The sequence below is a fragment of the Albidovulum sp. genome (assembly GCF_041919395.1).
GTDB lineage: Bacteria > Pseudomonadota > Alphaproteobacteria > Rhodobacterales > Rhodobacteraceae > Albidovulum.
In genome coordinates, this window is record NZ_JAYRTX010000009.1 from 1 (window position 1) to 13,438 (window position 13,438).

At 69.6% G+C, this 13,438-nt stretch carries 7 protein-coding genes; 5 read left to right on the forward strand and 2 right to left on the reverse strand.

The features are described 5' to 3' along the window. From ACMUOO_RS02970 to ACMUOO_RS02985, 4 genes are all read left to right on the forward strand, one after another. Positions 1 to 659: ACT domain-containing protein (locus tag ACMUOO_RS02970; protein ID WP_413854857.1), on the forward strand; the 659-nt coding region annotated here is incomplete at its 5' end. Positions 660 to 735: 76 nt separating this feature from the next. Next, positions 736 to 1,476 carry a metallophosphoesterase gene (locus ACMUOO_RS02975; RefSeq protein ID WP_301918072.1) on the forward strand — a complete coding sequence of 247 codons (741 nt, stop codon included), beginning with the start codon at positions 736 to 738 and terminating at the stop codon, positions 1,474 to 1,476. A gap of 2 nt (positions 1,477 to 1,478) precedes the next feature. Further along, complete coding sequence (locus ACMUOO_RS02980; RefSeq protein WP_301918071.1) at positions 1,479 to 2,312, forward strand: metallophosphoesterase; 834 nt, start codon at positions 1,479 to 1,481, stop codon at positions 2,310 to 2,312. Between the two features lie 32 nt (positions 2,313 to 2,344). Next, positions 2,345 to 3,523 carry an acetyl-CoA C-acyltransferase family protein gene (locus ACMUOO_RS02985; protein ID WP_413854858.1) on the forward strand — a complete coding sequence of 393 codons (1,179 nt, stop codon included), beginning with the start codon at positions 2,345 to 2,347 and terminating at the stop codon, positions 3,521 to 3,523. A gap of 66 nt (positions 3,524 to 3,589) precedes the next feature. Here the strand turns inward: ACMUOO_RS02985 and pbpC are convergent, their stop codons facing one another. Both pbpC and ACMUOO_RS02995 read right to left on the reverse strand, forming a co-directional pair. After that, the gene (gene pbpC, locus ACMUOO_RS02990) at positions 3,590 to 5,617 is read right to left on the reverse strand and encodes a penicillin-binding protein 1C (protein WP_301918069.1); all 2,028 of its coding nucleotides are present in this window, start codon (positions 5,615 to 5,617) and stop codon (positions 3,590 to 3,592) included. Beyond that, complete coding sequence (locus ACMUOO_RS02995) at positions 5,614 to 11,061, reverse strand: alpha-2-macroglobulin family protein (RefSeq protein ID WP_413854859.1); 5,448 nt, start codon at positions 11,059 to 11,061, stop codon at positions 5,614 to 5,616. The genes pbpC and ACMUOO_RS02995 overlap by 4 nt, the downstream gene beginning before the upstream one ends. 172 nt (positions 11,062 to 11,233) lie before the next feature. On the opposite strand from ACMUOO_RS02995, the gene ACMUOO_RS03000 reads away from it, so the two are divergent. After that, a complete protein-coding gene (locus ACMUOO_RS03000) occupies positions 11,234 to 13,429 on the forward strand; it encodes a response regulator (RefSeq protein WP_301918067.1) in 2,196 nt (731 codons plus the stop codon). Positions 13,430 to 13,438: the final 9 nt, after the last annotated feature.

Here is a 13,438-nt window from a genome sequence, read left to right on the forward strand (position 1 = left end):
CGCTCAACATGCCCTCGGTCACCGCCGAGGAAGCCGCCGTCATGGGGCCATGGCAGAAGCTCGCCCAGCATCTCGGCGCCTTCGCCGGCCAGATGACGGACGAGCCGATCAAGGCGATCAACATCCTCTATGACGGCGCCGTCGCACGGATGAACCTGCAGGCGCTGAACTGCGGCGCGATTGCCGGGATCATGAAGGCGACCAACCCGGATGTGAACATGGTTTCGGCCCCCGTCGTCGCCAAGGAGCGCGGGATACAGATCTCGACCACGCAACAGGAAAAGAGTGGCGTCTTCGACGGCTACATGAAGCTGACCGTGGTGACGGAGAAGCGCGAAAGGTCGATCGCCGGGACGGTCTTCTCGGACGGCAAGCCGCGTTTCATCCAGATCAAGGGCATCAATATCGACGCCGAGATCGGGGCGCACATGCTCTACACCACCAACGAGGACGTGCCGGGCATCATCGGGACGCTTGGCCAGACGCTTGGGAACGCAGGCGTGAACATCGCCAACTTCACGCTCGGCCGATCGGGCGTCGGCCGCGACGCGATCGCGCTTCTCTATCTCGACGAGGCGCCGAAGGCAGAGGTCATCCGCGCGCTGGAGGCGACGGGCATGTTCCGGCAGGTCAAGCCGCTGGTCTTCGACATCGGGTGAGCAGAAGAGCCTGCCCGCCGGTTGCCGCGAACCGGCGGGCAGGGTAGCGTCCGCCCCGAACGGGCAGGGATCGGGAATGAGAACCTACGCCATAGGCGACATCCACGGCGCACGCGACAAGCTGGAAGATGTGCACGACCGGATTGCGATGGACCGGGGGCGGGTGGGCGATCACGGGGCGCCGGTCGTCCACATCGGCGACCTTGTGGACCGTGGGCCGGACAGTCGCGGCGTGATCGACTTCCTTCTGGCCGGTGTCGGCCGGGGTGAGCCGTGGATCGTGCTGAAGGGCAACCATGACCGGATGTTCACGGGGTTTCTCGCCGATCCCGACAGCCAGGATCCCGGGCTCCGCGAGGGCATGCACTGGATCGAGCCGCGTCTCGGCGGGGATACCACGCTCGCGTCCTACGGCGTTGCCGGCGCCGGGGAACGGATGCTGTTCGACCTCCATGCCGATGCGTTGGCGGCCGTGCCCGCTGCGCATGTGCGGTTCCTGTCGGGCCTTCACGCCAGCTATCGCCGGGGGCCCGCGGTTTTCGTCCATGCCGGCATCCGCCCCGGTGTGCCGCTGGACGCGCAGGCCGAGGACGACCTCTTGTGGATCCGGCGGCCGTTCCTGGATGATCCGCGCGACCACGGTGCGCTGGTCGTGCACGGCCACACGCCGGTCGATCGTGTCACCCACTATGGCAACCGGCTCAACATAGATACGGGTGCGGGATACGGCCGCACCCTTTCGGCCGTGGTGATCGAGGGCGACCGGGTCTGGCTGCTCGGCCCCGGTGGGCGGCAGCCCGTGCTGCCCGGCGGATAGCCATGGCGGAGAAGGCGCACTTCCGACCGCTGACCATGTTCAGCCGCCCCCTGATCGTGCGGCACGAGATCGCTGATCATCGCTGGACGCTGCCCGACCTGACGATCGCTGTTCTCGCCGATCTTCATGTCTGCATACCCTGGACGCCGCTTTCCGCCATCGCGCGCATCGTAGCGGCGACGAATGCGCTCCGGCCCGATCTCGTTCTCATCCCTGGCGACTTCATCGCGGACCGCAACCTTCCCGCCCGCAGCATCCCCGCCACGGCCATCGTCGAGACCCTTGCACCGCTTGCCGCGCCGCTCGGCGTTGCGGCCGTGATGGGCAATCACGACTGGTGGGACTGCCGGCTGTCGCGCGCGACGCGATTTGCCCGCAATTCGGTCGTCGAGGCGCTGGAGGGAGGCCCGATCCGGCTTCTGACGAACCGGGCGGAACGCCTCCCGCACGGGGCCGGCTTCTGGCTCGTGGGCATGGACAGTCAGCGGGCGCTCAGGCGGCTCGGCCATTCGGGTCTGCACGATCCCGATGCGGCCTTCGCTTCGGTGCCGCCGGGCGCGCCTGCGGTCCTTATGGCGCATGAGCCCGACTATTTCGCCGAAGGCGATGCCCGCGCCTTCCTGCAGATATCCGGCCACACCCATGGCGGGCAGGTGAACCTTGCCGGCTGGCGGCCTCTGACGCCCTCGCGCTATCGCTCTCGCTATGGCTGGGGCCATGTCCGCGAGGGCGGGCGGCACCTGATCGTCTCGGGCGGGATCGGCTATTCGGGCGTGCCGCTCCGTGTCTTCCAGCCGCCCGAAATCACGCTGGTTTCGCTGCGGCGCAGCAGCTAGAGTTCCAGCGTCTCATTCCACAGGAGGTCCGCATGAGCGACGATATCGTGATCCTGTCCGGCGCGCGCACCGCGATCGGCACTTTCGGCGGGGCGCTTGCCGGAATGGCGCCAATCGACACCGCGACGGTCGCCGCGAAGGCGGCGCTGGAGCGGGCCGGCGTGGCCGGCGATCAGATCGGCCACGTCGTCTTCGGCCACGTGATCAACACCGAGCCCCGCGACATGTACCTGAGCCGGGTCGCGGCGGTCCAGGCGGGTATTCCGAACGGCACGCCGGCCATGAACGTGAACCGCCTCTGCGGCTCGGGTGCCCAGGCCATCGTCTCGGCGGCGCAGAGCCTGATGCTGGGCGACGCCGATTTCGCGCTCGCCGGCGGGGCCGAAAGCATGAGCCGGGCGCCCTACGTGCTGCAGGCCGCGCGCTTTGGCCAGAAGATGGGGGACACGAAGGCGCTCGACATGATGACCGGGGCGCTCACCTGTCCGTTCGGAACGGGCCACATGGGCGTGACGGCGGAAAATGTCGCCAGGGAGCATGGCGTGAGCCGCGCCGATCAGGACGCCTTCGCCATGGAGAGCCAGACCCGCGCCGCCCGCGCGATTGCCGAGGGCCGGTTCAAGGACCAGATTGTTCCGGTTGAGATCGTCGGCCGCAAGGGGACCGTCGTGTTCGACACCGATGAACATCCGAAGGCCACCAGCCTTGAGGCGCTCGCGGGGCTGAAGGCCGTGTTCCAGAAGGACGGCAGCGTCACGGCCGGCAATGCGAGCGGGATCAACGACGGCGCGGCGGCGCTTGTGCTCGCCACTGCCGGGGCGGCGTCGAAGTCCGGTCTGAAGGCCCGCGCGCGTCTTCTCGGCTACACCCATGCCGGCGTGCGGCCCGAGGTCATGGGGATCGGCCCGGTGCCCGCCGTGACCGAGCTTCTGAAGCGCACCGGGCTTTCGGCGGGCGACTTCGACGTGATCGAATCCAACGAGGCCTTCGCGGCGCAGGCCCTCGCGGTGTCGAGGGAACTCGGGTTCGATCCGGCGAAGGTGAACCCCAACGGCGGCGCCATCGCGCTCGGCCATCCGGTGGGCGCCACGGGTGCGATCCTGACCGTGAAGGCGCTCCATGAACTGGAGCGCACCGGTGGCCGCTACGCGCTCGTCACCATGTGCATCGGCGGCGGTCAGGGCATCGCGCTCGCCATCGAGCGGATCTGACGGGCAGCCTGCTCAGAGTGGATCAAGCCCTCCGTCGGGAGGCGGGGGGCCTGGCAGCCAAGTGGCTCAGGGCCCAAGCGTGACTGTCGCGCTCGCGCTGGCGCCCAGGCCGTCGATTACCGAGAGCCTGAGATAGCCCGGGCCCGGAACGGGCAACGCCGATTCGCGGCTCCGCTCGGAGAGGACGGCCGGAGCCCCGTTCGCGAGCCAGGTGAAGGGTGGCGTTCCGCCCCGGACCTTGAGCGCGAGCGACGCACCCGCTTCGACCCGCGCGCCATCGGGCGGGAAGGCGATCTCCGGCATGTCGTCCCCTGGGGCGAGGATCGATCCTCTCGGGCGAAAACGCTGCAGCGGCTGGGGAAGGCGGGCGTTCGGCAGGATCAGGGTCGATGGCGGCGGGGGCGGCAGCGGTGTGCGCTCGGGGCCGATCCGCGCGAATGTGTCGAAGAGGATGGGGGCCGCAAGTTCTCCGCCGAAGGCGCCGGGGAGTGACGCTCCGTCGGGCCGCCCCAGCCAGACGCCGACCACATGTGCGCCGTCGAATCCGACGGCCCAGACATCGCGGTGGCCATAGCTCGTGCCGGTCTTGTAGGCGATCTGGTGCGTAGGCGCGTTGGCAGGGGGCGGGAGACCGGCGAGGATGTCGGCGGCGAGCCAGGCGGCCTCGGGCGAGGTGAGGCGCGGGCCTTCGGGCTGCGTTGCGCCCGGCCTCGCGGAAAGCCGGACCGGCGCACCGAGCCGGGCGAGCGCGGCATAGGCCCCGACCAGGTCTTCGAGGGTGAGCCCGACGCCGCCGAGCGCGACGGCAAGGCCGGGGTCGCCGCCCGGCAGCACGGGGTCGGCCCCGGTCCGGCGCAGGGCGGCCAGGAGCCGTGCGGGCCCGATCGCTTCGGTCAGGCTCACGACAGGGATATTGAGCGAAAGCTGCAGCGCCTCGCGCGCCGTCACGGTGCCACGGAAGGCGCGGTCGAAGTTCTGCGGCGCGTAAGGGCCGAAGGATACCGGCCGATCCTCGATCAGCGTTTCAGGGTGGGCGAGGCCCTCGTCGAAGGCGAGCGCGTAGACGAAGGGTTTCAGGGTCGAGCCGGGTGAACGCAGCGCCCGCGTCATGTCGATGAATCCGGCGCGGCTCGCATCGGTCCAGTCGGGCGATCCGACGGAGGCGAGGATATCCCCTGTCCGGTGATCGGCGACGAGGATGGCCAGCGAGGCGCGGGCGGGAGAGCTGCGGGATACCCGCGCGGCGAGTGCCTCGAGGCTTCGCTGGAGCGCAGGGTCGATGGTTGTGGCGATCCGGCGCGCGGTCGGGTCTTCGCGGCGGAGGCGGTCGGCGAGGTGTGGGGCGAGCGCGGGGAAGGAGCGACGGGTCGTCGGCACCGGTTCGGTGCGGACGCCTCGGTCGACAGGCAGGGCGCCCGCGGCAGTCAGGCGCGCAAGGACGCGGTCGCGGGCGGGTTCCGCCGTCGCCGGCGCGCGGTCGGGGCGGCGGGTCTCTGGCGATTGGGGAAGCGCCACCAGCAGTGCGCTTTCGGCGCGGGTCAGTCGGCGCGGCTCCTTGCCGAAGTACGCCAGGCTCGCCGCGCGCACGCCTTCGAGGTTGCCGCCGTATGGCGCGAGGCGGAGGTAGAGGTCGAGGATTTCGTCCTTGGTCAGCCGCCGTTCCAGCGCCAGTGCCACACGGATCTGGCGGAGCTTGCCGGAGAGCCGCCCAGTGCCGCTTTCCTCCAGAAGCCGCGCGACCTGCATCGTCAGGGTGGAACCGCCCGAAACCACGCGCCCGTTCGCCGCTACCTGCCAGACGGCGCGGAGGAGGGCGAGCGGGTCCAACCCATTGTGCTGGTAGAACCGCTTGTCCTCGTAGGCCACGAGCATGGCGAGGAAGTCTCGGTCCACCGCGCCGGGATCGAGCCGCCAGCGCCCGTCTGCGACTGTGAAGGCTCTGAGCAGAGTGCCGTCGCGCGCCGTGACCTCGACGCCGGTCTCGACCGTCAGCGGCGGCAGGACCGTCCCGTCGATCCACAGATCGGCCCCGTCCCGTAGGAGGCCGCCTGCAAAAAGCAGGGCGGCGAGCGCAAGGGCGACCCGCGCCTTCACTCCGTCACCGTGACCCGGCCGACCTCCGTCCGCGCGCGGTAGTCGGGGCGGTACATGTCCTCGACGCTCGCTGCGGGGTGACGGAAGGTGCCGGGGGATATGGCGCGGACGATATAGGCCAGCTGGAACGGTTCGCGCGAGGTCCAGTCCACCGCGGCGAGGAACCGCTCCTGCCGGAACTCGCTCATGCGGGTCTCGGCGGTGTCGAGCCAGTCGAGCGCCACGATGTCGCCGGCGCGGATCAGCGCGGGATTGTCGATCTCGAAGCCGGCGGGAAGGGGGTCATTGACGATCAGCCGCGCCTCGCCCGCGGCGGTCGGCGTGACCTCGATCACGGCGACGAGCCGGGTGCCTTGCGGCACGCTGGCGATGTCGGCGGGATCGCCTTCCATCGTGTAGTAGCTGCGGGCGATGGCATAACCCTTGCCGCCCGCCGGTTCCGGCTCGGTCGGAACGCCGAAGGTCGTCAGCGTCAAGGTCGCATCGCGCCCGGTGCCGTTGGTGATGACCTGCGGGTCGCGCGCCTGCTCGTCAAGCACACGGACAAGAGGGCCGGTCACTGGGGCGCCGTTCACCGTGAAGCCCTCGGCCCCCGGCCGGTCGATGAGCGCATGGGTAGCAAGCAGCGCCCACATCGCCTCTTGCGTCGAAAGCCGCTGGCCGGCCATCGCCGAGGCGACGGAGTTGCCGAGCGTGTCGTGGTCGATCACGGCCGATCCCGCCTCGGTGGCGAGCGCGAGGAGGGCGGTTGCGTCGCGCAGGGCCGTGCCATAGTCCGCGCGCCACACCTGCGCCTCCTGCATCCCGCGCTGGGCGACGATCCGGGCCGCCTGAGCGAACATCGCATCCGCCCGCCGCTGGTCGCCGTAGGCAGCGAGAGCCGCGCCGAGCTGGGCGGCGGCGATGGGCGTGTCGAAGGCCTCGGCCTTGACGTCGGCGTAGTAGCGCAGATCGCCGATGGCAGCCGCGCCTTCGCGCGCAAGGACCATGAGCGCATAGGCATAGGGCCCGCCGCCTTCGTCGAAGTCGGGTGCGTAGTTGACCTGGTTCCTGAGGTTGTCGAGCGCGTTGCGGAAGGCCGTGTCGGGCACCGCGAAGCCCTGCCCCTTCGCGCGGCTGAGGAAGTCGGTCACATAGGCGTCGAGCCAGAGGTCGCCCGCCTCGGGATACCAGAGCCCGAAGGCGCCGTTCGGCGACTGGTTGAGGAGGATTTGGGAGATTGCCTCCTCGACCCGCTTATGCACGTCGCTTCCGCCGGCAGCCCCCATCGCGGTTGCCACCTGATCGAAGTAGAGAAGCGGCAGGGCCTTCGACGTGAGCTGTTCCGTGCAGCCGTAAGGATACGCGTCAAGGCTGGCCAGCAGCCCGGGCGCGTCAAACCGCGCGAGCGGACCGGCGGCGAGCGTGGCGCGACCCGAGCCGGGCAGGAGGCCGGAGAAGGCGTTCTCGTCGAGTGTGAAGCTGGCGCCGGCGGCGAGCTCGAACCGGTTCTGGCGGGCGATCTCGGGGTCGTTGGCCTGGACCGGAATCGTCAGTGTCTTCACGAGTTGCCTGCCGTCAGGCGTAGTCAGCGCCACGCGAACCTTGGCCGTGCCCTCGGCGGCCGCAGTGACTATCGGCACGCTGATCTCGGCCTTCGCCCCCTCGGCAAGGTCGAGCCCGGAAGGAATTTCCCCGAGCGTCAGGCCGTCGGCGGTCACGTCGAGGCCCATGCGGCCCGCAGGCCCCGTGGCATGGACGATCTCCAGAAGCACGCGCGACGCGTCGCCGGGGGCGAGGAAGCGCGGCACCGAGGCGGTGACGACGACAGGATCACGGACGAGCACATCGGCCTCCGCCTGTCCGATCCCGGTCTTCGACCAGACCACGGCCATCAGCCGAACGGTGCCGTTGAACCCGGGCAGTCGGAATTCGGTGCGGGCATAGCCGTCGGAACCGACCGTCAGCGGGCCGGAGAAGAAGGCGACGAGTTCCTCGGTGGGCGGCGGAGCCTGCATCTTCAGTCCCGTGCCCGCATCGCCGCCCGAGCGCACGGTTCCGGGCGCGCCGTTGCGGCCGTCGATCAGCCGTCCGTAGATGTCGCGGATCGCCACGCCCAGCTTGCGCTGGCCGAAGTAATGGTCCTCCGGGTCGGGGGACGTGAACGCGGTCAGGTTCAGGATGCCCAGATCGACGGCGGCAATGGTGACGATCACCTCCTCGCCCGTGGCGGCACCCTCGACCTTGAGTGCGACAGGCAGCGGGGCGCGGGGCTCGGCCACGGCCACGGCCTCGAACGCGGCGGCGAGCTTCCGGGCGCCGGGATCGACCGCTGCGTAGGAGAGGCCGAGCGCGCGGGCGGGCGCGCGGCCGGCTTGCGCGGCAAGCGGCCGGATGACCGAGGCCGTGACATAGGCGCCGGCGCCCCAGTCGTCGGTCACGGGCAGATCCACGACGTTCTCCCCCGCCGTCACCGGCACCGCCTTCATGTCGATGAGCCGGTTCGACAGCACCGTGACCAGCGCCACGCCGTCCGTGCGCGGTTCGATCCTGACCTTTGCCGTGTCTCCGGGGCGATAGGCTTCCTTGTCCAGGGCGACGGTGAGCGTGTCAGGCGTTTCGGAGGCGTCGGCGGGCACATACCAGCCGGCGTAGAATTCCACCGAGGAGGCCGCGTAGGCGCCGTCCGCCGCCTCTACCACGATCTCGTGGTTGCCCCAGTCCACCGGGGCGGAGACGGTGACCGGCCCCTCTGCGGTCAGCGTCGCATCGCCCTCGGCCACGCGGCTGCGGGTTGTGGTCACTTCCCAGTTCCACTGCCCGTAAAGCGAATACCACTGATAGTTCGTCTCGATGCGGTTGATCGTCCAGTGCACTTTCCGCGCGGCCGGCTTCTCGTCCGGGCCGACGGCGATCAGCGCGAATTCGGCCTGCGCGCCCTGCGGGACGGTGGCGTCCGCGAAGGCGGGCCTAATGCCGATTACCGGACTGTCGGGCAGAATTCGGCGGGTGACGTCGCGCTCCACAGGGCGGCCGGAGCCCTCCTTCAGACGCAGCGTGACGCGCGCCTCGAGCGGGCGGCTGGCCGCCTCGCCGAGGTCAGGGAAGGTCACGGGCACGTCGGCATGGCCGGCCGCGTCGGTTTCGGTCAGGTCGTAGAGGCTGTCCCTGAAGGGCGAGAAGGGTTCGTCGTATCTGCCGAACACGTATCCCGGATAGGCATCCAGCGCGGTGAGCGCCGATATCCGCAGGTCGCCCTCCATCGCCAGCCCCGCGCCCGGTGCGCCGAAGAGGTAGCGCGCATCGACGGAAAGCGTCGGTGTGTCGCTGAGGCGCAGCGCGCCTTCCGGCAGCGAAAGCGCGAAGTCGATGCGTTCGGGCAGGAAGTCCTCGACGAGGAAACTCTGCGCCGCGAGGATCGTGCCGTCCTCGACGAAGCTCTCGATCCGCCAGGTACCGCGAGGGGCATTGCCGGCGAGGGGCAGCGCGGCGGTGAAGCCGCCCGCGCCCGCGGGCGCGAGGAGCATGCGGGAGTACTCCACCCCGTCGGGCCGGATCAGGCGTGCCGTCATCGGCAGCCCGTCGAGCGCTTTCATCTCTGCGTCGCGGGCAAGGATCGTCGCGTTCACCGTCTCGCCCGCGCGGTAGGCGCCTCGCTCGGTCGAAAGGAAGACGTCGATCGGCGGCGCCGCCTCGCGTCCCGCCACGCCACGGTCCGAAAGGTCGAACTCCGCCTCGGAAAGCGAAAGGAAGGCCATGTCCTCGCCCTTCTCGACCGTCACCAGCGCCGGTTCGGCCGCGCCCGTTCCGGCGGTGAGGCCGGCCGGGAAGACGGCATGGCCGTCCACGTCGGTCGTGGCGGTGCCGATGACCGCATTCGCGCGGTTCACCAGCGTGGCCGTCACACCCTCCACCGCGAGGGCGTCCGCGAGACCGCGCACGAAGACATGGAGCCCGTCCGTCCCGGCCATCGCCGTCAACCCGAGGTCGGAGATCACGAACCACTGTGTCGCCGGCGGGTTGTCGTAGGGGTCGCGGCCGGGGACGGCTGCCTGAAGCGCGTAGATGCCCGGGCCCGCCTCCTTGATCGCGTCGCCGAGCGGCAGGAGTGTGGTGATGTCACGGTTGACTTCCATGCCCACCTCGCCGGTGCCGGTCCAGACCTGCTCGGCGACATCCGTGCGAAGCGCCTCCGACGACCAGTAGTCGAGCGGACGCCCGAAGTAGTCGCCCTGCATGGCGCGGATCAGGTTCCGGTCCGAGAGGCGAAGGAGCGTCAGGTCGAGCGCGGCAGCATTCACGGTCACGACCGGAATGCCGGCGGAGCCCACGCGCGGCAGCACGTAGGCGCGGCCCGGGAAGCTGACGGCCGGTGAGCGGTCGCGGACATACTGGGTGACGGTCACATCCTTGCCCAGCTCCTCGCCCGAGGCAGAGGGAAGGCCCTCGCGAAAGGTGATGGCATAGCGGGTGCCGTGTTTCAGGCCGCCCACGCATATCTGGTTCGACTGCGGTTCCACCGTGAGGCCCGCCTCGGGCAGTTTCACGAAGGAGGAATAGTCGGTGCCGGCCTTCACCAGTTCCTCGGTGAAGGTCGCGCAGATGCGGGGCGACGCGCTGTCGCTTTCTACCCGTGCCTCCGCGATGCGAAAACCGTACTTGCCGATGGCGTCGTCGAGCATCGCCGCCGTGTCGTCGCGCGGCTGAAGCGACTGGGCGAGCCGCAGCGCAGGGATCATGTCACGGCCGCGGCCTGCCACCTCGAAGCTCCGCGCGAGGGTGACGAGTGCATTGGTCCGCAAGGCTGCGGCACCGGCGCGCAGGTAGGCGTTGATCGCGCCGGCCGCGGCGCGCCGGGCGTAGCCTTCCCGCAGCGCACCGTCCTGCACCGGGATGTCGAGAAGTGCCGTCGCATAGTCGAGCCACGGGCCGGCGCCATCAGACAGCGTGACCGCGGCGCCGGTCAGGCGCATGGCGCCTTCCGGATCGCCTGTGGCCCGCGCCGCTGCGGCGGCGGCGAGTAGATCGTCTTCGGCCGCGTCGCCCGCGATGTGTTCCGCGCCAAGCCCGCGCGCCTGGGCGAGCGCCGCGTCGAAATCCTCCGGCCGCAGGAACGAAAGCTCTGCCGCGCGCGGACCCGCACCCGCCAGCGCCGCCGGATCCGTGGCGACGATCCGGCCGGAGATTGCACCCTGATACGGTGTCGACGTGCCGGCGGCCGATTTCGGGAAGCAGGCGCTGGAGCGGCGGTTGTAGGTGAAGGCCCGGCAGGCGGTGTCGGCAAGGCAGGTCGCCTCGCACGTCTCGAAGCCGACGTCGAAGAGCGGCGCGAGATCGCCGCCCGGGAAATCCACGCCTTCGGTCATGACGGCACGGCGCTCGGGCAGGTAGTCGCGCTCCTGCGCTTGGGCGGCGGCGGAAAGGAAAACACCCGCCACGAGGGCGGCCAGGGTCAAGCGGCACATCGAAATCTCCCCCGAAATCGCCCCGGGCTGGCAATGGCCGGATGCTGACACGGGCGGGCTCGGCTTGGCAAGCCGGAGCGGTATGGAAGGGCGGGCTTAAGCCTTCATTCACAACGATCCCGCATCGTTCCGCATGTACGCGAGGGAGAGGGCGGACGTGGCGGAGCCGATCGTGAGCATTTCCGAAAAGCTGGCGCGGGAGCGGCGTGCGCGGCTCGCGGCGGAACGTCTGCTGGAGCAGAAGAAGCGCGAGCTCTACGCCGCGAACACGCAGCTTTCGCGCCATGCCCGCGCGCTCTCGGACCAGATCGTCGTCCAGCGGCAGGAGGCCGAATCGCTCAAGGGCCGGACCGTGCAGGTCCTGCACGATCTGGAGCGGGTCACATCGCAAGCGGAGCTGGCAGAGCGCCGGCTGTGGGAGGCGATCGAGACGATCGAAGACGGGTTCGCCGTCTTCGACGGCGAGGCGCGGCTGGTCAGCGCCAACCAGGCGTATCTGGCGCTTTTCGGCGCAGGTGGCGTCCGGCTCGGCGACAGCTATTTCCGGGTGCTGGAGGTGCTCTCGCAGGGCATCGCCGATCTGGCGCGCGAGGATGCGCAAGACTGGCAGCACGAGATGACGACGCGGCTCGGACGCGACGTGATCGAGCCGAAGGTGGTCCGCCTCGCCGACGGGCGTCATATCCGGTTCCATGATCGGCGGGGGGAGGTCGGCGATCTGGTTTCCATGGCGCAGGACATCACCGCGGCGATGGAGCGCGAGGCCGAGTTGGAGGAGGCGCGGGCGAAGGCCGAAGCCGCCAGCCGCGCCAAGTCGGCCTTCCTCGCCAACATGAGCCACGAGATACGCACGCCGATGAACGGCGTCGTCGGCATGGCGGAACTGCTGTGCGAAACCGCGCTGACCGAGGAGCAGAGGCTCTTCGCCGAGACGATCCGCTCCTCGGGGGAGGCGCTTCTGGTCATCATCAACGACGTGCTCGACTACTCCAAGATCGAGGCGGAGAAGATGCGGCTCTACCCCGAGCCCTTCGATCTGGAGCGTTGCCTGCACGAGGTGATGCTGCTCCTCCAGCCGCTCGCGCGGGAGAAGGGGCTGAGGCTCGTGGTCGACTTCGATATCTTCCTGCCGACGCGCTTCATCGCCGACCCCGGCCGGATGCGGCAGATTCTGACGAACCTGATCGGCAACGCGGTGAAGTTCACGCCGGCGGGCCATGTGCTTGCCCGCGTCGTGGGTCTGGAGCTGGCAGGCGGCGACTACGAGCTTCACGTCACGGTGGAAGACACCGGCATCGGCATCGCCCCCGATCAGATCGAGCACATCTTCGGCGAGTTCAATCAGGTCGAGGACCAGTCGAACCGGAAATTCGAGGGCACGGGCCTCGGCCTCGCGATCACCAGGCAGCTCGTCGGCCTTATGGGCGGCGCCATCTGGGTGGAGAGCGAGGTCGGACATGGCTCGTGCTTCGGCTTCAGGCTCGTGCTCTCACCGGCCGAGCACACGGCGGCAGGGACGGGGCCGGAACGGCCGGTCCTCCTGAAGAATGCGCTCATCGTCGACGAGATCCTGATCAACCGGGTGATCCTGCAACGCCAGCTTGAAACCTACGGGCTCGCGGTCTCGAGTTGCCGCAACGCGACCGAGGCGCTGGCCGCGCTTCCGGTGCAGGGGCCTTTCGACGTGATCCTTGTCGATCAGGACATGCCTGCGACCGACGGCCCCGACCTTGCCGCCGCGCTGCGGATGGTCGGGGACGCCGCGCCGATCCTTTTCCTGTCGTCGGAACCGGATTCGCTGGCCGACAGGCGCTGCGACGCCACTTCCGTGCTGGCGAAACCGATCCTGCGCAGCCAGCTTCTGCGGGTGCTGCAGGACCTTTCCTACCCCAAGAGCCGGCTGCCGGCGCCGGCGGAGCCATCCGCGCCCGAGGCCGCTGCGGGTCGGCCGATGCGCGTCCTTGCCGCAGAGGACAACCGGACGAACCAGCTCGTCTTCCGCAAGATGGTGGCCGACTGCGACATGGAGCTTCAGTTCGCCGGCAACGGGCGCGAGGCGGTGGAGCTGTGGCGCAGCTTTCGGCCCGACCTCGTCTTCATGGATATCTCGATGCCCGAAATGGATGGGCGCGAGGCGGCGCGGGCGATCCGGGCGGCTGAGGCGTCCAGCGGCCTGTCACGGGTGCCGATCGTCGCGCTGACCGCCCATGCGATGGACGCCGACCGCGTGTCGATCCTGGAGGCCGGGATCGACCACTATCTGACGAAGCCACTGAAGAAGGCCGAGATCGTGGCGAAGATCGCGGCGTTCTGCCCGGGGGACGCACGCACCGCCGTCCCGCCAGCTGCTGGCACCGTTCCCGCCTGACCGGGCCTC